At 69.0% G+C, this 20,687-nt stretch carries 13 protein-coding genes and 1 tRNA gene; 7 read left to right on the top strand and 7 right to left on the bottom strand.

The window, feature by feature from the left end; translation table 11 throughout:
• Window positions 1-10: 10 nt before the first annotated feature.
• The 4 genes from KOD61_RS05115 (at window position 11) to KOD61_RS05135 (ending at window position 9,504) form a co-directional block, all read left to right on the top strand.
• Window positions 11-3,034, top strand: a complete 3,024-nt coding sequence (locus KOD61_RS05115) for a TonB-dependent receptor (RefSeq protein ID WP_215219960.1) — start codon at window positions 11-13, stop codon at window positions 3,032-3,034.
• Window positions 3,035-3,128: 94 nt separating this feature from the next.
• Window positions 3,129-5,819 (top strand): membrane dipeptidase, encoded by a 2,691-nt coding sequence (locus tag KOD61_RS12985; protein ID WP_251370666.1) that lies wholly within the window; start codon window positions 3,129-3,131, stop codon window positions 5,817-5,819.
• A 43-nt stretch (window positions 5,820-5,862) separates the two neighbouring features.
• Window positions 5,863-6,870: a serine hydrolase domain-containing protein gene (locus tag KOD61_RS05130; protein WP_251370693.1), complete on the top strand. Its 1,008-nt coding sequence runs from the start codon at window positions 5,863-5,865 to the stop codon at window positions 6,868-6,870.
• Between the two features lie 105 nt (window positions 6,871-6,975).
• Window positions 6,976-9,504, top strand: coding sequence for a type VI secretion system Vgr family protein (locus tag KOD61_RS05135; protein ID WP_251370667.1), 2,529 nt, complete (start codon window positions 6,976-6,978; stop codon window positions 9,502-9,504).
• A 136-nt stretch (window positions 9,505-9,640) separates the two neighbouring features.
• Here the strand turns inward: KOD61_RS05135 and KOD61_RS05140 are convergent.
• Together KOD61_RS05140 and rnd are read right to left on the bottom strand one after the other, a co-directional pair.
• Window positions 9,641-9,716 (bottom strand) — tRNA-Ala (locus KOD61_RS05140).
• A gap of 56 nt (window positions 9,717-9,772) precedes the next feature.
• Window positions 9,773-10,894 carry a ribonuclease D gene (rnd, locus tag KOD61_RS05145; protein WP_215219962.1) on the bottom strand — a complete coding sequence of 374 codons (1,122 nt, stop codon included), beginning with the start codon at window positions 10,892-10,894 and terminating at the stop codon, window positions 9,773-9,775.
• 170 nt (window positions 10,895-11,064) lie between these two features.
• Here rnd and KOD61_RS05150 point away from each other — a divergent pair, with 170 nt between their 5' ends.
• The gene (locus KOD61_RS05150) at window positions 11,065-12,909 is read left to right on the top strand and encodes a formylglycine-generating enzyme family protein (protein ID WP_251370668.1); all 1,845 of its coding nucleotides are present in this window, start codon (window positions 11,065-11,067) and stop codon (window positions 12,907-12,909) included.
• 46 nt (window positions 12,910-12,955) lie between these two features.
• On the top strand, window positions 12,956-13,888 hold the full coding sequence (locus tag KOD61_RS05155; protein ID WP_215219964.1) for a M48 family metallopeptidase: 933 nt from the start codon (window positions 12,956-12,958) through the stop codon (window positions 13,886-13,888).
• 3 nt (window positions 13,889-13,891) lie between these two features.
• On the opposite strand, the gene phaR is transcribed toward KOD61_RS05155, so the two are convergent.
• The 3 genes from phaR to gluQRS form a co-directional block, all read right to left on the bottom strand.
• The gene (gene phaR, locus KOD61_RS05160; protein ID WP_215220301.1) at window positions 13,892-14,374 is read right to left on the bottom strand and encodes a polyhydroxyalkanoate synthesis repressor PhaR; all 483 of its coding nucleotides are present in this window, start codon (window positions 14,372-14,374) and stop codon (window positions 13,892-13,894) included.
• 73 nt (window positions 14,375-14,447) lie between these two features.
• Complete coding sequence (gene phbB / locus KOD61_RS05165; protein ID WP_215219965.1) at window positions 14,448-15,188, bottom strand: acetoacetyl-CoA reductase; 741 nt, start codon at window positions 15,186-15,188, stop codon at window positions 14,448-14,450.
• A 72-nt stretch (window positions 15,189-15,260) separates the two neighbouring features.
• Complete coding sequence (gene gluQRS, locus KOD61_RS05170) at window positions 15,261-16,190, bottom strand: tRNA glutamyl-Q(34) synthetase GluQRS (RefSeq protein ID WP_215219966.1); 930 nt, start codon at window positions 16,188-16,190, stop codon at window positions 15,261-15,263.
• Between the two features lie 128 nt (window positions 16,191-16,318).
• Between gluQRS and htpX the strand changes: the two genes are divergently transcribed.
• Complete coding sequence (gene htpX / locus KOD61_RS05175) at window positions 16,319-17,218, top strand: protease HtpX (RefSeq protein ID WP_215219967.1); 900 nt, start codon at window positions 16,319-16,321, stop codon at window positions 17,216-17,218.
• Window positions 17,219-17,281: 63 nt separating this feature from the next.
• On the opposite strand, the gene KOD61_RS05180 is transcribed toward htpX, so the two are convergent.
• Together KOD61_RS05180 and epmB are read right to left on the bottom strand one after the other, a co-directional pair.
• On the bottom strand, window positions 17,282-19,360 hold the full coding sequence (locus KOD61_RS05180; RefSeq protein ID WP_215219968.1) for an EAL domain-containing response regulator: 2,079 nt from the start codon (window positions 19,358-19,360) through the stop codon (window positions 17,282-17,284).
• A gap of 299 nt (window positions 19,361-19,659) precedes the next feature.
• Window positions 19,660-20,682, bottom strand: coding sequence for an EF-P beta-lysylation protein EpmB (epmB, locus tag KOD61_RS05185; protein WP_215219969.1), 1,023 nt, complete (start codon window positions 20,680-20,682; stop codon window positions 19,660-19,662).
• Between the last annotated feature and the right edge of the window lie 5 nt (window positions 20,683-20,687).

Genomic DNA, 20,687 nt, shown 5'->3' on the forward strand with positions numbered 1-20,687 from the left:
CGGAGGGGGCATGAAGAACAGGAACCTGCACAGAAGCGCGCTTTCGATCGCCATGGGGCTCTGCCTCGCGGCACTGACGCCGGTGGCGATGGCCCAGGACGGCGCGGTGGTGGGCGTGTCCGAGGCGGGCGCCCAGGTCACCGTGCGCAATCCCCAGACCGGCTTCAGCCGCACGGTCACCGCCGATGCCAGCGGCAACTACCGGTTCTCGTACCTGCCGGTGGGAACGTACGAGTTGCAGGCCAGCGCCAATGGCGAGCCCGTCGGCGAACCGGTGCAGGTGCGCGTCGGCCTCGGCAGTGCGACCTACGTCGGCGCCAGCGACGACGTCACCAGCCTCGGCGCGGTGCAGGTGATCGGGTCGCGGGTCATCAATGCGGTCGACGTCAGTTCCACCGAATCGGCCACCAACGTCACCGCCGAACAGATCGAGCGGCTGCCGGTCGAGCGCAACGTCAGCTCGGTGGCACTGCTGGCGCCGGGCGTGGCCGGTGGCAGCGCCGGCTTCGGCGGCATCTCGTTCGGCGGCTCGTCCGTGGCGGAGAACGCGTTCTACGTCAACGGCCTCAACGTTACCGACTTCTATAACCGCATCGGCTTCTCCGAGGCGCCGTTCGACTTCTACGAGGAGTTCCAGGTCAAGACCGGCGGCTACTCGGTCGAGTTCGGCCGGACCACCGGCGGTGTCGTCAACGCGGTCGCCAAGTCGGGCACCAACGAGTTCCATTCCGGCGGCAAGGTCGTACTCGGCCCGCGCGAGTGGGAGTCTTCCCGGCGCGACAGCTACTTCGAGGGCGAGCGCTACCTCACCCGCAGCCACGACACCACCGACTCGACCCGGATGAACATCTGGGCCTCTGGGCCGCTGGTGCAGGACCGCCTGTTCTTCTTCGCGATGTACGAAGGCCGCCAGGTCGAGCCCGAGAGCACCAACAACGTCGGCACCAGCTTCACCCGCGGGACCTCCGACGACGGGTTCTGGGGCGCGACCATGGACTGGCAGGTCACCGACAACAACCTGCTCAGCCTGATGGCGTTCTCCAACGAGAACCGCCTCGACAGCAGCACCTACGCCTACGACTTCGACACCGATGAGATCGGCGACAAGATCAGCGACCGCTACACCGAGGCGGGCGGCACCAACTGGGCGCTGACCTGGACGTCCTACCTCACCGACAACCTGTCGATGAAGGTCCTGCACGGCCAGACCGAGCGCAAGGACATCGGCGCGTCGCCCAACGACGCCACCTGCAACTTCGTCTCCGCCGGCACCGGCGTGCCGGATCCCGGTGTGCCGCTGGGCTGCACCAGCAACCTCAGCATCTACGACCGGCTCGACGAGCGCGAGCAGACGCGCGTGGACTTCGAATGGTCGCTGGGCGACCACCGCCTCCGCTTCGGCCTGGACCGCGAGAGCAACACCTCCGACCTCAGCCAGGCCTATTCGGGCCCGGGCGGCATCCAGTACGGCGTCACCGCGACCACGCCCGGCGCGCAGATCCCCGACGCGGGCATCGTCCCGGACGGTTACTTCGCCTACGTCCGTGCGCGCCAGTACGAGATCTTCGGCAACTTCGAGTCGACCAACAACGCGTGGTACATCGAGGACAACTGGTCGGTCACCGACGACCTGGTGCTCAACATGGGCATCCGCAACGAGGCCTTCGACAACAAGGACGGCCTGGGCGCGACCTACATCGAGATGGACGACATGTGGTCGCCGCGGCTTGGCTTCTCGTGGGACGTCCGTGGCGACGGCACCACCAAGCTGTTCGGCAACGTCGGCCGCTACTTCCTGCCGGTCGCCAACGTCATCAACATCAAGCAGGGTGGCGCGCTGCTCGACGCGCGGACGTTCTACGGCTTCGAGGGCTGGGAGATCCGCGAGCACAACGGGGTTGAGTACGCGTTCCCGATCCTTGGCGAGCAGTTCGGCTTCGACAACAGCCAGGGTGACGGCACCGTCGGTGACCTGCGCGCCGAGGTCGACGCCGACATGGACCAGGTCTACCAGGACGAGCTGATCCTCGGCTTCCAGCAGCAGCTCAGCCAGGCGTGGTCGTGGGGCGTGCGCGGCATCTACCGCAAGCTCAACAACGCCATCGACGACATCAACATCACCGCCACGCATTGCGGGCGGGTCGGCAGCAGCTGGGTGATGGCCAACCCGGGCGAGGAGCTGACGATCTGGGGCGACACCGACTGCGACGGCGTCGATGACGGTTACCTCACCATCGACACCGCGCAGGCGGGGTACTGGACCGAGGCCGACAACTACGTCTACACCGACGGCGAATGGGAGTACGTCGACTCCACGCCGACCGGCCAGCGCGGCTGGGTCAAGCCGCGGCGCACCTACAAGGCGCTGGAGTTCCAGGTCGACCGCGCGTGGGACGAGAAGTGGATGTTCAATGGCTCGTACACGCTGTCGTGGAACGAGGGCAACGCCGAGGGGCCGGTCAACACCGATACCAACTTCGGCGATACCGGTCGCACCGAGAACTTCGACGACCCGTTCGTCAACCTCGACGGCTACGGCCCGCTGGCCAACGACCACCGCCACCAGATCAAGCTCCGCGGCACCTACGCGGTGACCGACAACTGGCGCGTGGGCGCCACGGTCGATGCCAAGTCCGGCGGCCCGATCACCGCGTTCGGTGTCGGCAACCCGTACAACTGGAAGAGCTACCACAGCTACTACCTGTGCGTTGAGAACTGCACCCGTCCGACCGATGCCGAGGAAGGCGATACCTGGAGCACCGCAGACCGCGTGTTCGAGCACTCGCCCCGCGGAGACGCCGGCCGGATGCCGTGGACCGTTGATATCGGCGCGAGCGTGACCTACCAGCGCTCGTTCGGCCTGGCCGACTTCCAGGCCAAGCTGGCGGTCTACAACCTGCTCAACGACCAGAAGCCGATCTGGGTCTACCAGGAGCTTGAGCCCGGCGTCGGCAGCCGCGACCCGTACTTCGGCCAGGAGCGCTTCCTGCAGTCCCCGCGCTATGCACAGCTGACGCTGTCCCTGTCGTACTGAGCCTCACCCCCTTGGCGGCCTGCAGCGGCGGGCCGCCATCTTTTTTCGCGGGCAACGGCCACGTGGCCGGTCCGCCCAGGAGGCCGAGCCTGCGATGAGACCGTTCCTTCCGTTGTGCGCACTCGCGCTGGCGTTGTCATGCGATGCCCGGGCTGCCGACCCGTTGACCATCGACACCCACGTCGACATCCCGGCCGACTACATGCGCGACGCGCGCTTCGACGTCGGCACCGACACCGCGCTGAAGGTGGACCTGGGCAAGATGGAGCGCGGCGGCCTCGATGCGGCCTTCTTCGTGATCTACGTCGAGCAGGGCCCGCGCACGCCGGAGGGTTACACCGAGGCGATCGCACAGGCGGAGCGCAAGTACTCGGCCATTGAGACGATGCTCGAGCGCTACCCCGACCGGATCCGGCTGGCCACGACGCCGGCGCAGGTGCGCGCCAACCACGCGGCCGGCGTGCTGTCGGCCATGATCGGGATCGAGAACGGCTACTCGCTCGGCCTCGACATCGGCAATCTCGACGCCGCCTACCGTCGGGGCGCGCGTTATATCGGACTCACCCACACCGGTCACAACGACCTGTGCACGAGTTCCGGTGCCCGACCGGAGTTCGGCGATGTTCCAGCGGGCGACGTTGGCCTGAGCCCATTCGGGCGCGAGGTGGTGCGGCGCGCGAACGCGTTGGGGATGATGGTCGACGTCTCGCATGCGTCGGATGCGTGCGTGCGCGACGTTCTGGCGTTGTCCGCGGCCCCCGTGATTGCATCGCACTCCTCGGCGCGGGCACTGGCCGACCATCCGCGCAACCTCGATGACTCCCTGCTGCGCGCGATCGGCGCGCAGGGCGGGGTGGTGCAGGTGGTCGCCTACACCTACTTCCTGAAGCTCGACCCGGCCCGCGAAGCGGCCGAGGCGGCACTGCAGGCGCAGGTCGCGCGCGAAGCCGGGGCTGACGGGTTCGACAGCGAGCTGCACGAGCACCTGCCGGCATACGTTGCCGGCGTGGCGCGGATCGAACAGGAGCACCCGATCGCCACGCTGGAAGACTATCTGGACCACATCGAGCACGTGGTGGATGTTGCGGGGATCGACCACGTCGGGATTGCGTCGGACTTCGACGGCGGAGGTGGCATCACCGGGTGGATGGATGCTACCGAGACCGCCAACGTCACCGACGGCCTGCGTCGACGTGGTTTCGACGACACGCAGATCGCGCAGCTGTGGGGCGGCAACCTGCTGCGCGTCTGGCAGCAGGCCGCCGACCTCGGCCAGGCCCGCGGCGCGATGGGGTTCTATGACCGCGTGGTCGACGACGTGATGGCGCACTACGACCTGCCCGGGCTGGCGCTGGGCGTGATCGAGAACGGCGAAGTGGTCTACCGCGGCACCCGCGGCGAGACCGTCGCCGGTTCCGGCGAAGCGGTGGATGCGGACACACTGTTCAAGATCGCATCCAACACCAAGGCGATGACCGCCGCGGTGCTCGCGCGGCTGGTCAACGCCGGCAAGCTGGCGTGGGACGACCCGGTGGTCAAGCACCTGCCGCAGTTCCGCATGCACGACGCGTGGGTCACCCGCGAGATCCAGGTACGGGACCTGCTGATCCACAACGCCGGCCTGCGCGAAGGCGCCGGCGACCTGATGTTGTGGCCCGAGCCGAACCACTTCACCCGCGACGACATCCTCGCCGGCCTGGCGCACCTCCAGCCGCAGCAGAGTTTCCGTTCGGGTTACGCGTACGACAACCTGCTTTACGTGGTCGCCGGCGAAGTGGCCGCCGCGGCCGGCGGCGCTTCGTACGAGGAGCTGGTGCGACGCGAGGTGTTCGCGCCGCTGGGCCTGACGCGATGTCGCGTGGGTGCGTTCGACCGGGAAGCCACCGGCAACGTGGCCCAGCCGCATACCCGTGTCGATGCGGGCAACGTGGCCATGCGGCTCGACCCGCCCCAGGTCCCGGCCATCACGTCGGCGGCCGCCGGGGGCATCCGCTGCAGCCTCGACGACATGCTGGCGTGGGCCGGCAACTGGCTGGCGCCGACGCCTGCGCATCTGGCGTGGCTGCCGGCGGAGCAACGCCTGCCACTGTGGACGGCGCATACGCCGATGCCGGTCTCCCAGCGACGCCGCGATTGGGACGACACCCACTTTTACGCCTACGGCTATGGCTGGCGCCTGGCCGATGTCGACGGGGAGTGGAGCGTGTCGCACACCGGCACGCTGGGTGGCATGTATTCGCAGTTGCACCTGCTGCCTGACCTCGACAGCGGCTTCGTGTTCATGATCAACGGCGATGCCGACGAGGCGCGCACGGTGCTGAACCAGGTGCTGGTCGAACACCTGACGCCGGATGGGGAAGGGCGGGACCTCGGCGCGGTCGTTGCCGCGCTGCAGGCCCGGCAATCAGGCGCCGATGCCGCCGCCGTCGTGCCTGACACCTCGTCCCGCCAGCCGGCTTCGGCCGCCGGGATGGCACCGTGGCTCGGCACCTGGCGCGACCCGTGGTTTGGCGACGTCACGATCTGCGCGGTCGACGACCGCGTGGCGTTCCGTTCGGCCAAGTCGCCGCGCCTGAGCGGCGACCTGATGCGCGTGGGCGACCGCTACCTGGTCGACTGGCACGCCGACCATGCCGAAGCCTGGGCCGATTTCAGCCAGGAGGCCGGCATCCGCCGGCTGGGGATGGCCAAGGTCGATCCCGATGCGGACTTCAGTTACGACTACGAAGACCTCGCGTTCGTCCGTACCGGTGACTGTGCCGGGCCATCGGCGAGTGGAGGCTAGGGCGATGCGTGCATCCTTTACTCTGCTTGCGTCCGCCGCCCTGATGGCCGGTTGCACTACCTCCGCCGAGCGTATCGCCCATGTCGACGCGGTCATGGAGCGTTACGCCGGTACCGTGCCCGGCGCATCGGTGCTGGTGCTGCATGACGGCCAGCCCGCGATCCGCCGAGCCTGGGGCATGTCCGACCTCGAGTCCGGCATGCAGGCGGCGCCGTCGACCAACTACCGGCTTGCATCGGTCAGCAAGCAGTTCACGGCCGCGGCGATCCTGCTGCTCGCCGAGGACGGACGGCTGGAGATCGAGGATCCGGTCCGCACGTGGCTGCCGTCGCTACCCGAAGCCACCGCACCGGTCACGATCCACCACCTGTTGAGCCACACCTCCGGGCTGGTGGACTACGAGGACGTCATCCCGGAATCGATGACCTGGCAGTTGCGCGACGCCGACGTGCTAAGGCTGCTCGAGTCGCAGGACCGCACCTATTTCGCGCCCGGCAGCGACTACCGGTACAGCAACAGCGGCTATGCGCTGCTAGCACTGATCGTGGAGCGGGCGTCCGGGCAGGATTTCCCGACCTTCCTGCGCGAGCGGATCTTCCTGCCGCTGGGCATGGCCAACACCCTGGCGTACGTGCGCGAGGGACCCCCGGTGCCCAACCGCGCCTGGGGCTACAGCCTGGTCGACGGCGCCTGGCAACGCACCGACCAGAGCCAGACCAGCGCGGTGCTGGGCGACGGCGGCATCTACTCCTCGATCGAGGACCTCGCCCGCTGGGACGCGGCCTTGTACGACGACCGCCTGCTTTCGCGCACCTCGCGCGCGCTGGCGTTCACCTCTGCCACGACGACCGACGACCCGACGGTTGAATACGGCTACGGGTGGCGCATTACCGGCCAGAGCCTGTGGCATTCGGGCGAGACCATGGGCTTCCGCAACGTGCTGGTGCGCTGGCCCGAGCAGCGGCTCACGGTGATCGTGCTGACCAACCGCAACGACCCCGAGCCCTACCGGATGGCGCTGGACATCGCCGAACCCTGGTTGCGCGACTGACGCAGGCGGCCCGCGTGACGGCGCGGGCCGGTGGTATCCTCGCGCCGCTGGCCTGTACGCGCCGGCATGGATGCAGGACCACCAAACGGATTTGGTTGAACCGCCATGGACTGGACTTTCCCCGACGTGCCGCCGGCGCTCGCCCGCGCACTGCCCGTGCACGACACCCGCCTCATCGAACTCGACCTGCCCGCCGCTGGGCCGGGCGTTCGATTGATGGCCGAACGATTCACCGGTCATGAGGCGGTCTGCGCCGATTTCCGGTTCGAGATCGATTGCCTGTCCGGGTCGGCCGCGTTCGAACCGACCACGCTGATCGGCCAACCGCTGTCGCTGCGGTTGCAGGTGGCCGACGGCGGGCGCCGATACTGGCACGGCTACTGCACGCGGGTGGCCTCGCTGGGCAGCGATGGCGGGCTGGCGAGGCACCGGCTCACGATGGAGCCTTGGACCGCGCTGCTGCGGCTGCGGCGCAATGCGCTGGTTTTCCAGGACCTCGATGCGCTCGGCGTGGTGGAACGCATCCTCGATGACTACCCGCATGCGGCGCTGAAGGTCGACGTGACCCGGTCGCTGCCGGTCCGCCCGATCACCACGCAGTACCGCGAGAGTGACCACGCCTTCGTGTTCCGTCTGCTGGCCGACGCCGGACTGGCGTGGCGCTTCGACCACGTGCAGGGCGAGGCCGGTGCGGGCGAAGCCAGCCACGCGCTGGTGGTGTTCGATCGCGATGCGGAGGCACCGGAGGCGACGCCTGCCGTGTTGCGTTTCCACCGCACCGACATCGCCGAGTCGGAGGACGCGATCAGCCATTTCACCGCGCAGCGGCAGATCACCGCCAACGCGTTCACCACGGCGAGTTGGGACCCCGCCCAGGTCGAGGCGGTGTCGGCCGCAGTATCCGGTGACGCCGCAGGGCCACACGTCCCGACGCTGGAGGTCTACACGGTGCCGCGCAGTGGGCGATTCGCCACCCGCGACGACGCCGAGCGCGAAGCCGGCCTGCGGCTGGACGCGCTGCGCCTGCCACAGGTCCTGCACCACGGCTCGGGCAGCGGACGGGGCCTCGCCCCGGGCATGGCATTCACCCTGGACGGGCATCCGGGCCTGTCCGGCGAGCGGTTCGTGCCACTGGCGGTCGAGCACGTCGCGGCCAACAACCTGGGCAGTGGTATCGCCCCATTGCTGGGCCACGCCGAACTGGAGCGCGGCAGTTATCGCAATCGTTTCGTCGCCGTGCCGCTGGGGACGGCCATCGTGCCGGTGTCGCGTCCCCGGCCGACTGCCCCGGGCGCCCAGACCGCACGCGTCGTCGGGCTACCGGGCAGCAGCGTCACCAGCACCCGCGACCATCAGGTCCGTATCCAGTTTCCCTGGCAGCGCGGCATAGCACCCAACCGCGGGGGGCTGACGGATACCGGTTCCACCGCGAATCCGGACGGTCACGCGCCCGGCGACGACACCGCCGGCACGTGGGTGCGGGTGGCCGAGTGGCAGGCCGGCCCCAATTGGGGCTCCCATCTGTTGCCGCGGGTCGGCAGCGAAGTCCTCGTCGAATTCATGCACGGCGACATCGATCAGCCCGTCATCACCGGCCAGCTCTACAACGGCGAGGTCGCCCCACCGTTCGCGCTCGCCGAGGGCAGCAACCACCGCGGTAGCCTGTCGGGACTGCACAGCCAGTCGCACGATGGCAGCGGCACCCAGCAATGGGTGATCGACGACGCCACCGGCCAGCTGCGCCAGCGCCTGCATACCAGCTTGACCGACAGCCGTCTGGAGCTCGGCTATCTGGTCGAGCACCGCAACGATTCGCGGGGCCGCTTCCGCGGCGAAGGTTTCGACCTGGCCACCCTGGGTTGGGCCAACTTGCGGGCGGGCGAGGGCATGCTGCTGTCGACGACGGCGCGACCGGCCGCGACCTCGACCCAGCTCGACATCGCCGAGGCCGTCAGCCAGCTGAAGGGTGCCGTTCGCACCGCGCAGCGACTGGGCGACGCCGCGGAAGCAGCCGGCATCGAGACGTCGGACACGAACGCGTGCCAGGCCGACCTGATCCGCCTCATCGACCCGCAGCAGGACGGTCGACACGCTGCCACCGTCAACGGCCAGCCTGCCACCAAGCCGGCGAACGGCCAGCGTGACGGCGGCGACCCCGTCGAGCGGTTCGCCGCGCCCGTCCTGATCGCCGAATCGCCCGACGCCGTCGCGCTTGCAACTCCGGCCAGTGCGGTTGCCTACGCCGGCGGCCATACCCACCTGACCGCCCAGCAGGACGCCCACCTCGCCGCCGGCCACACGATCGCCGGCGTCAGCGGCGGCAACGTCGCCCTCTTTGCACAGCGCGGCCCGATCAAGGCCATCGCGGGCAACGGCCCGTTGAGCCTCCAGGCCCACGACGGCCCCTTGGAGGTGCTCGCCGACAGCAGCGTCACGCTGACCGCCAACGACGACCGGATCGATGTCCTCGCCAAGAGCCGCATCGTCCTCCAGGCGGGTCAGGCGGAAATCGTGCTCGACGGCGGCGACATCACCTTCAAATGCCCAGGCACCTTCACCGTGAAGGCGGGGCAGGTGCCGATGAAGGGTGGAGCAGGGGCCACTGTCCAGTTGCCGGTATTGCCACGCCGGTGATGGGGTCGGTTTCAACGCATCGCTGCTGCGCTCGTCCGCGAATATGCGTACGGGAGCGACTACGACTTGCGTCCGGACACCATTGTCGCTGCCCACGAAAAAGCCCCGAACGAGGCGGGGCTTTTTCAGGATGTCGTGGTGGAGCGGAGGGGGATCGAACCCCTGACCTTCGCGATGCGAACGCGACGCTCTCCCAGCTGAGCTACCGCCCCACGAGGCGGCAATTCTAGCGGCCCGGACGCAGCCGCGCCAGCCCCCGGGCCGGCGGTCAATGGTCGAGCAAGGGTGCCAGCGTCGGCTCCAGCAACTCGCGGCGCCAGCCCGACAACGCATCGGGCCACTCACCGTGATCGAGCAGGGCTTCCAGGTAGCGGCGCGAGGCCAGCAGGCCATCGGGCAGGCCCAGCTCGGCGCTGCGTGCGGCGACGGCGCTCTGCAACTGGCGTACGCGCTCCTTGTCCCGCTTCTCGGCAATGCGGCTGTCGGGAGCGTGGGCTTCGTCGTCAAGGGGCGTGGTCAGCGCGCGCCAGATGGCATCCCCAAGCTTTCGCGGGGCCTTGGGGTGGGCATCGAGTTGCGACTGCAGCGTGGCCCGGTCGACCGGGGCATTGCGTGCCAAGGCGATCGCCAGCTCGTTGTCGAGGATCCAGCTGCGCGGCCGGTCGCTGTCGCGGGCGTGGGCATCGCGCCAGCGCAGCAACCGGATCAACCGGCGCTGGCCGTCGAGGTCGAGGAACTGGGCGGTACGCATCGACAGGTGCGGCCAACGCTCGGCGCTCTCGTTCTCCGCGTTCGCCACGGTGCGGGTCGCGTCGTCTTCCAGCCAGCCGCGCCGGTCCAGCTGGCCCAGCATGCCGTCGAGCACGTCGTGCATTTCGAACAGGTGCCGCACGTCGTCGGCGGCATATTCCAGCTGGGCGGGGGAGAGCGGTCGACGCAGCCAGTCGGAGCGGGTTTCGCCCTTGGCGAGGGCAACGCCGGTGAGTTGCTCGACCAGCTTCTGGTAGCCCAGACCGCCGCCGACGCCCGCGAGCGCGGCCGCGAGCTGGGTGTCGAAAAGCGGCTTCGGGACGACATTGCACGCGCGCTTGAAGGCGACCAGGTCCTCGCTCGGGCTGTGCATCACCTTGAGGATCGACGTGTCGGCCAGGATCGGTGCCAACGCATCGGTGATGCCCGGGGCGAGGGTATCGACCAGCAGGATTTCCAGCCCCGCGTCGCCTTCCAGGGCGATCTGCACCAGTGCCAATTGCGGCCAGTACGTCCGCTCCCGGATGAACTCGGTGTCCATCGCGATGCGGCGCGGGCGTGGGGAGAAGCGGGCGGCGAGAACGGCAGGGTCGGTGACCCACTCGGGCGTGGGGTGGGCGGTCGAATCTGGGTTTGGCACGTGGGTACGGGTCGGAAACGGACGAAGTTGCCCCGGCGGGCGACAATAGCCTACTTTCGGCGGGCCCTTCAGGGTGCCGACCGCCAGCAGGAGGACGATTGCGCGCACCAGCTCCAGCAAGGCGTTTCGCCGGACGAACGCGCCCGGGCGCAGGCCTGCGGTGCGCGCTGGTGGCTGCGTGGCTGGTCCTGCTGGTCGCATGCTCGGGGGATCACGGCGACGACGCGGCAGAGCCGGACGTCGCCGCGCAAGCCGGTGGCGAGCGTGCCCCGATCGTTGCGGTGGGTCCCAGGCAGGAGGTCGCGCCGGTGCCCGAGTGGGAATCGCCGGCGGTCGAGGTTGACGATAGCGACGTCGAAGCAACGAAGGCCCGGGCCGCCGAGGCGCTGGAGGCCGGCGACCTGTTCGGCGATGCCGACGACGCGATCCCGTTGTACCTGGCATTGTCTCGCCACCTGCCGGACGACCCGGACGTGGCGACCGGGCTCGAACGCGCCCGTGGTGTCCTGATCGAGCAGGGCAACGCCGCACTCGCGGCGATCGACGAGGACCGCGAGGCGCTGGGGCATGCCCGTCAGGTCGGCGCGGTCGCGCGCGAACTCGCGCCTTCCGATCCCGCGGTGGAAACCTACCTCGCCACGGTCGAGCAGGCGGTGCAGGCCGAACAGGCCAACCTGCGCGGCGAGCAAGCGCTCAACCAGCGCCGGTTCGGTATCGACGTTGATGGTGGCGGTGACAGCGATGGTGCGGTCGCGCAGTTCCGGGCCGCACTCGAGCTCAGGCCAGGGGACGCCCGTGCGCAGCAAGGGCTGGCAGCGACCGAAAGCGCGATCATCCGGCAGGCCGAATTGGCGGCCGAGCGGGATGACTACGACGCGGCGACCCGGTGGCTGGATCGCGCCGCACAGGTCCGGCCCGGGCTGGAGACCGTCGACCAGGCGCGCCTGCGTTTGGCCAGGCATCGCGGCGCCCGCGTGCGTGAGCTGCGTGACCTCGGCGTGGCGGCACTAGCCAACGGCGCCGACATCGGCACCGCGCGCGAACACCTGGCAGAACTGTTGCGCATCGCGCCACCGGGCGATTCGGCGGCGGTCGACCTGCGTGAGCGGATCGAGATGGCCACGCACTACGGTCTGTTCCGGCCCGGCCAGGCATTCACCGAAGCGCTCGACCGGGCGGGTCGCGGACCGGAGATGGTGGTGATTCCCCACGGCGCATTCCGCATGGGCGCCGCCGACGGCGAACGCGATGCCAGCGACGCCGAACAGCCGACCCGCACGATCCGGTTCGAGCGGGGCCTTGCGGTGTCGCGCAACGAGGTCACGGTGGGCGAGTTCCGCCAGTTCATCACCGCCACCGGCTACGAGCCGCGCGCGACCCGGCGCGGCTATTCGACCGCTTACGACGAGCGCAGCGGCAACCTGGTCCGGCGCAGCGGCGTGGACTGGCGCTCGGACTACGCCGGCAAGCCGGCCGCCGACCACCTGCCGGTGGTGCACGTCAGTGCTCACGACGCCGACGCCTACGCGCGATGGCTTTCGGAACAGACCGGCCACACCTACCGGCTGCCGACCGAGGCCGAGTTCGAGTACATGCTCCGCGCCGGCAGCCAGGGCCGCTTTCCCTGGGGTGATGGCGCGCCGCCGGAGGGGGCTGGCAACTTCACTGGTGGCGGCGACACCTCGCCCAGTGGCCGGCAGTGGCGCAACGCGTTCAAGGGACTCGACGATGGCGCGTGGGGTCCTGCGCCGGTGCGCTCGTACCGGGCCAATGCATTCGGCCTTCACGATGTGCCGGGCAATGTCAGCGAGTGGGTGGCCGACTGCTGGCATGACAGCTACCGGCGCGCACCCGCCGACGGCAGGGCCTGGTTCAATCCGGGCTGCAGGACGCGGGTGGTGCGGGGTGGTTCGTGGGCCAGTTCGCCGGCGCAGACCCGCTCGGCATGGCGGCTGGGCAGCGATGCCAACACCACGAATGCGCGCGTCGGCTTCCGCGTCGTACGCGAAATCTGAAGGACAGTCGTCCGCCCGCACCGGGCTGGCATGGGAGGAGCGGTAGATGGCGATCGGTTCCCTGGGCGGCCTGCGTCGCCGTCAACCTGCCACCGGCCGTCGGCGCGGTGGCGGCATCCGCTGGTGGATCCTGCTGCTGTTTGCCGGCTACGCCGCCTGGCAATGGTTCGGCAGCGCCAAGGTCGATCCGTACACGGGCGAGACCGCGCACTACGGCGCCACCCCGGAGGAGGAGGTGCAACTGGGTGCGCAGGCGTTCCAGCAGGTGCTGGGCGATGCCCAGGCGCAGGGTGCGCTGATGTCGCCCGAGGCGCAGGTGAGCCAGCAGATCAGGGCCATCGCTCAACGCCTGATCACGAAAGTGCCACAGGTCACTGCAGACTTGGCCGCGATGCACCAGCAGGAAGCGCCGACCATCCATCAGGACTTCCGATGGGACGTGGCGGTGATCCAGTCCGACCAGGCCAATGCGTTCGTCCTGCCCGGCGGCAAGATAGCGGTCTATACCGGCCTGCTGCCGGTGGCGCAGACCGAGGATGCGATGGCGGTGGTGATGGGGCACGAGATCGCCCACGCACTGCTGCGCCACGGTTCGCAGCGAATTGCCCAGCAGGAGCTCGTGCAGATGGGGCAAATGGCGGCCGGCATGGCGATCGGCGGGATGGATCCCCAGCAGCAACAGGCGGTCATGGCCGCGCTGGGCGCTGGCGCGCAGTACGGTTTCATCCTGCCGTATGGGCGCAGCCACGAAACCCAGGCCGACCAGGTCGGGCTGATGCTGGCGGCGGCGGCGTGCTACGACCCGCGGCAGGCGATCCCGTTGTGGGAGCGGATGTCGGCTTCCAGTGGCGGCCAGCAGCCGCCCGAGTTCGCGTCGACCCACCCCGATCCGGCCAACCGCATCCAAACCCTTCAGTCACTGATGCCGCAGGCGCTCGAGTTCCATCAGCGCAATTGCGCGGGACAGACGCTGCAGTAGGGCCTAGCGCTTGCCTTCGGGCTTCTTGCCGGTGGCGGCGTTCTGGCCGACGCCGCCGGTCAGGTTCTGCTGGAACTCCTTCCACATCGACAGGTTGCGCTCGGTCAGCTGGTTCATCATCGTCCAGGGCGTCTGGCCGATCATGCCGCCCATCTGCTGGCGGAACTGCTGCTGCTGGTCGAGGAACACCTGCATCGAGCGCTCCAGGTAGGTCCCCATGAAGCCCTGCAGCGAGTCGCCGTAGAAGCGGATGATCTGGCTGAGCAACTGGGTGGAGAGCATCGGCTCGCCGTCCTGTTCGTGCTCGGCGATGATCTGCAGCAACACCTGGCGCGTCAGGTCCTCGCCCGATCGCGCATCACGCACCTCGAACTCCTCGCCATCGACGATCAGCTGGCGTACGTCCTCGATGGTGATGTAGCTGGAGATCTCCGTGTCGTAGAGACGGCGGTTGGGGTATTTCTTGATGACGCGCGTCTGGCCCATGGAGCGGGTGCCCTGTCTCATGATGCTCTGCAGCATGGCCCACGCCGCCGCCGCTTTGCAACTTGTGGCGACACTACCAGCCCATGTACTGGCCGCCATTGGCCGACAGGTTGGCGCCGGTGATCCATCCAGCCTCGTCGGGCACGAAGAACGCCACGGCGTAGGCGATTTCGTCGGGCGTGCCGAGGCGGCCGGTGGGGATCTGCGCGACGATCTTGTTGCGCACCTCCTCGGGTACCGCCATCACCATGTCGGTGCCGATGTAGCCCGGCGATACCGTGTTGACGGTCACGCCGAACTTCGCGTTTTCCTGCGCCAGCGAGATCGTGAACCCGTGCATGCCGGCTTTCGCCGCGGCGTAGTTCGCCTGCCCGTACTGGCCCTTCTGGCCGTTGATCGAGCTGATCTGGACGATCCGGCCCCATTTGCGCGCGCGCATCCCTTCGATCACCGGACGGGTGACGTTGAAGCAGGAATTGAGGTTGGTGCAGATGACGTCGTTCCACTGCTGGGGCGTCATCTTGTGGAAGGTCGAGTCGCGGGTGATGCCGGCGTTGTTGACGAGGATCTCGACCGTGCCGAGTTGCTGTTCGATGTCGCGGACGAGCCGCTCGGCGTCCTCCGGCGACGACACGTCACCGTGCGCCATCGCGACGTCGACGCCGGCGTCCTTCATCCGCGCCTGCCACTCGCGCCCACGGGATTCGTCGCGGTAATTGGTCGCGACGCGGTGGCCCATCGCGGCCAGCCGCTTCACGATCGAGGTGCCAATGCCACCGGTGCCACCGGTGACCAGTGCAACGCGAGACTGCATGTCGTTCTCCCTCCCCGTGCCCGAAGGCAGTCTAGCCCCGCTTTGTGAATTGTCCGTTGCGCGCTGCGGAGGTCAGGACGGGAGAGCACCTCGGCCAATGTCGACGACAGGGCCCACCGGCCTTGTGCCGATCGATTGGGGGCGGAACCCGGCCCGTGCGCAGGCCAGCAACCCCGCGACCGAGGTCGCCTCCGCCAGCACGGCCGGGTCCTGGCCCAGGCTCGCCCAGGCATGCCGCAGTGCCGGCAGCGGGTCGGCCGGGTCGACGGGCCACGCCTCCTCGGACTTGGACAGCTTCTGTCCGTCCGCACCGGTCACCAGTGGCAGGTGCGCATGGCGGGGCACGGTTACCCCGAGCGCGCGCTGGAGGAGGATCTGCCGGCCGGTGGAATCGAGCAGGTCCGCGCCGCGGACCACCTCGGTGATGCCCTGGTCGGCATCGTCCACCACCACGGCGAGCTGGTAGGCCCAGTAGCCGTCAGCGCGGCGAAGTACGAAGTCGCCCACCGTGGCCCACACGTCCTGCGCCTGCCGGCCGCGGACCAGGTCGTCGAAGGCCACGCGGGAGCCGGCCGGCACACGGAAGCGCACAGCCGGGCGCGCGCGACGACGGGTCGCGACGCACTGGTGGTGGATGCCGCCGTTCGCGGCCAGGTCCGTGCGGCTGCAGTGGCATTCGAACGCGTGGCCGGATGACATCAGCCGCTCCAGCGCGTCCTGGTACAGCGCTCCGCGGGCGCTCTGACGGACCACCGGTCCGTCCGGTTCGAGCCCGAACGCCTGCAGCGCGGCGAGTTGCCGGTCGGCCGCGCCGGCGACCTCGCGCGGCGGGTCCAGGTCTTCGATCCGGACCAGCCATTCGCCTCCGGCGCGGCGCGCGAACAGCCAGCTGCCGAGCGCGGCCAGTAGGGAGCCCGCATGGAGGTCGCCAGTGGGCGACGGGGCGAACCGGCCGCGATGAACGATGCCGGCGGGGTGGTCGTTGGGGTCGGACGAGGGCACGTGGGCGGTGTGGCGGTCGCGACGCGGGTGCGGTTTGCCGATTCCGGCAGCCGCCGGTCATCTTGAATTCCCGCCGAGCCTGCCACACTTTCACTCCAATCGCGCATGGTGCGCGCAAGGGTAACGACATGTTCAAGCGCGTCGCGCTTTTCCTCGCAACCAACCTGGCCGTGATGGTGCTGCTGGGCATCGTCCTGAGCGTGCTGCAGGGCGTGTTCGGCGTGAGCCTGGGCAACAACGGCGCGTTGATCGTGATGGCTGCCCTGTTCGGTTTTGGCGGCTCCATGATCTCGCTGATGCTGTCCAAGTGGATGGCCAAGCGGTCCACCGGTGCCCACGTGATCGAGCAGCCGCGCAACGAGGCCGAGCAGTGGCTGGTCGACACCGTCCGCCGCCAGGCCGAGAACTCGGGGATCCGCATGCCCGAGGTCGCCATCTACGATGCGCCGGAGATCAACGCGTTCGCCACCGGCCCGAGCCGCAACAACTCGCTGGTGGCGGTCTCGACCGGGCTGTTGCGGGCGATGGACCGCGACGAGGCGGAGGCGGTGCTCGCCCATGAGGTGAGCCACGTCGCCAATGGCGACATGGTCACCATGGCGCTGATCCAGGGCGTGCTCAACACGTTCGTGATCGTGCTGGCGCGGGTGGTCGGCCGCGTGATCGACAGCTACATCAGTGGCAACCGCGAAGGCGGGCCGGGCTTCGGCTACTACATCATCGTGTTCGTGCTGGACATGGTGTTCGGCCTGTTCGCCAGCATGATCGCGATGTGGTTCTCGCGGCACCGGGAGTTCCGCGCCGACGCGGGCGGGGCCAGCCTGGCCGGTCGCGACAAGATGATCGCGGCGTTGCAGCGGCTGTCGAAGACCTACGGTGAGAGCACGCTGCCCAAGCAGGTCGCCGCGTTTGGCATCAGCGGTGCGGTCGGCCACGGCCTGCGCCGGCTGATGATGAGCCACCCGCCGCTGGAGGAGCGCATCTCCGCGCTGGGCCGGATGTCGGACTCGGTACGCACCGCGGCCTGACCGTCGCGGCGTCAACAGAAAGCCCGCCATCCGGCGGGCTTTTTTCTTGCCGGGCGTACTGCCTCAGCTGAAGTCGTAATCCATCTGCGGACCCGCCTGGGCGAGGAAGTGGCCCTGGGCGTAGTCGATCCCGGCGCCGAACAGGATCGTCATGCTGCTGGCATCCTGGACGAAGTTGGCGATCGTCTGCTTGCCCAGCTCGCGGGCCTTGCTGGCGATCTCGCGGATGCGCTCCTGGTGCTCGGGGGTGGTGGCCAGCTCTTCGGTAAAGGCGCGGTCGAGCTTGAGCATGTCCGCATTGAAGTGGCTCAGCAGCTGGAACGAGTTCAGGCCGCTGCCAAACTGCTCCAGGCCGACCCGGACGCCCAGCGCGGCGGCACGTTCCTGGAACGCCTGCGCCGCCTTGAGGTGGGTGAACACTTTCGACTCGGGCAGTTGCAGCACCAGCAGGTGGCCTTCGGCGCCGTGCTTGGCCAGCTGCTCGCGGATGTGCTGGAGCAGGCTGTCGTCCTGCAGCGACACCTCGTTGATGCGCACCAGCAGGGTGGTCCGGTGGCCGCCGCGCAGCCGCTCGCCGATGTCGGCGATGGCGCGACTCACCACCCAGCGATCGATCTCCCACAGGAGGCCGTGTTCCTCGGCAATCTGCAGGAAGGTCAGCGGCTGGACCAGTTCGCCGCCTTCGCCCTGCATGCGCAGGTAGGCGTCGTACATCTCGTCGGGCGCGCCGTGCAGGCCGATCAGCGGCTGGTAATGCATGACGAAGCCGTCGCCGTCGATGGCATCGCGGATACGGTTGACCCACGCCTCGACGCGTTCTTCCTCGGCGCGGTCGACCGCGCCCGGGTCGAAGATTTCGACCCGATTGCCGCCTACGCCTCCGGCCGACTGCACGCCATCGTGGGCCTTGGCCAGCACCGCCGTGACGCTGGCGATCTTCTGGCCGATCTGGACACCGCCGACGCTGGCGGTGGCATTGAGCGATCGGTCGTCGACTTCGAGCACCGCGGCGGCGAATGCCGCGCGCACGGCTTCGGCGAGGGCGACGGTGCCGTGGTAGTCGCTGCCGCGGCGCAGTACCGCGAACTGGTGCTCGGCGAAGCGCGCGGCGACGTCGTCCGGCCCCAGCGCACCCTGCAGGCGTCGCGCACAGGCGGCGATCAGATCGTCGGCTGCGTGCAGCCCCAAGTCCTGCAAAAGCTTGGCGTAGTGGTCGGGCTCGACCAGCAACAGGGCGTGGTGGCCGGCGTCGCGGGCGGCGTCGCTGACCGCATCCTCGAGCTGGCGCAGGAACGTCGAGCGGTTGAGTAGTCCGGTGACCTGGTCACGCTGGCGCAGCTCCTCCACCTCGCGGGCGAGCTCGGGGTCGAACTCCTGCCGGCGCAGGATCACCTGCTGGCAGGCCTCGCCTTCGTAACTGGCCGCCGCGAACTCCATCACCGCCGGGAAGCTCTCGCCATCCAGCGTACGCGCCTCCATCTCCAGTCGCGGCGGTGGGGCCTCGCCCTTGCTCAGCCGCTTGAGCAGCTGCTTGAAATCGTCGACGTGCTGCGGCGCGACCATGTCGAGCAGCGACATGCCTTCGATGTCCTCGAACGAGTCGAACCCGAACTGCTCCAGGTACGCGCTGTTGGCGCGGATGTGCATGCCCTCGTGGACATAGGCGATCGGGTCGCGCGAGGAGTCGATCAGGGCATCGCAGCGGCGCTCGGTCTCGCGCACCTGCGACTCGAGCTTGCGTAGTGCGCGGCGTGCTTCGAGCGCGGTCCATTCCTTGCGCACGACCGCCTCGACCTGGTCGATCCTGCGACGCAGGGCGATGCCGGCCACGCCGGCGGCGGTGGCGTTGAGCAGCAGGGTGTCGTCGACCGCGTCGGCCAGCAGGATCACCGGCAGGTCCTTGCCGGTGGCATCGATGCGCTGCATGACTGCGGCCAGCGGCAGGGTGCGGCAATCTTCGGCGGCAAGGACCAGCTCGACGGGCGGACCGGCCAGCAGGTCGTCCAGCGCCTGTTCGCTTTCGGGGCGGTTGGGCCGGACCGCGATGCCGGCATTGCGCAGTCCACTGACGATGGCTTCGGCCGCCTCCACGCTGTCGTCCACGATCAGCAGCCGCAACACCATGTCTTTCGCAGATTGCATAAGGTCTCCGTCCGGATTCGCGGGTGGGGCGGACGGCACAGGGCGGATGGCGGTCCGCGACGGAGCCGCCATGAACGTGTCCGCGACGGCAGCGTCGCCACGTGCATATGTAAGCATGTTCTCCCCCTTGCGTGCCGCCGGGTCGCGGTGGCACGCCTCGATTGCCGTGGCGTGTCCCCACCACCGGCTGCGCCGGAATGCGCTCCCACCCTACTGCTTATGACAGATTGCCGGGGCAGCGGTCCGTGACGCCCTTCAAGGGTTGCTACGTCAAGTGGGGCGGGAAACGGCCAGGCCCGTCACCTGAGCGGTCGTTTGCCGCTGTCACCGGCCACTTCACGGACCAGGCGCGGCACCAGGTAGCCGGACAGCCTGGCCGCCAGCCCGGCGTGGAGGGCGCGGGCGCGATCGTCGTCGACTTCGAAATGGGCGGCGCCCTGGACCCTGTCCAACTGGTGCAGGTAGTACGGCAGCACGCCGGCCTCGTAGCCACGCGTGGACAGGTCCGACAGGGCGTCGACCGAATCGTTGACCCCGCGCAGCAGGACCGCCTGGTTCAGCAGGGTCGCACCGGTGCCGCGCAGGCGCGCCATCGCGGCGTCCACGGCCGGGTCGAACTCGTTGGCGTGGTTGGCGTGCAGCACCACCGTCACCGGCCACGGCAGGTCGCCGATCCACGCCAGCAGCGCATCGTCAACCCGCTCGGGCAGCACCACCGGCAGCCGGGTGTGGATGCGGAACCGGCGCAGGTGGGTGGCGTCGGCCAGCGCGTCGGTCAGCTCGGCAAGCTTGGTGGTCGCCAGCGACAACGGGTCGCCGCCCGACAGGATGACCTCGTCAATGCTGGTGTCGGCGCGGATCAGACGGATCGCTTGCTGCCAATGGCCGGCCGCGGCGGTTTCCTCGGCGTACGGGAAGTGGCGCCGGAAGCAGTAGCGGCAATTGATCGCACAACTGCCGGTGGCGACCAGCAGGGCGCGGCCGCGGTACTTCTGGATCACCCCGTGGCCCGAACGTGCGGCGCCATCGCCGACCGCGTCCAGGCTGAAACCCGGCATCGGCCGCATCTCCGCGTCCAGTGGCAGGACCTGGCGCAACAGCGGATCGCCCGGGTCTCCGACGTGCATCCGGCCGACGAAGCCGCGCGGCACCCGCAATGGAAACTGGGCCAGCGCGGCGTCGGAAACCCCCAGACCAGCCGGGTCCAGCCGGAGGATGGCGAGCAGCTCCGCCGGGTCGCGCACCGCCTCGCGCCAGAGCTGTTGCCAGCGTGGCGAGGGCAGGGGGACTGGCTGCGGGCGGGCCGGGGCTGCGGGTATCATTCGGG

It is taken from the genome of Lysobacter luteus (assembly GCF_907164845.1).
Taxonomy (GTDB): domain Bacteria; phylum Pseudomonadota; class Gammaproteobacteria; order Xanthomonadales; family Xanthomonadaceae; genus Novilysobacter; species Novilysobacter luteus.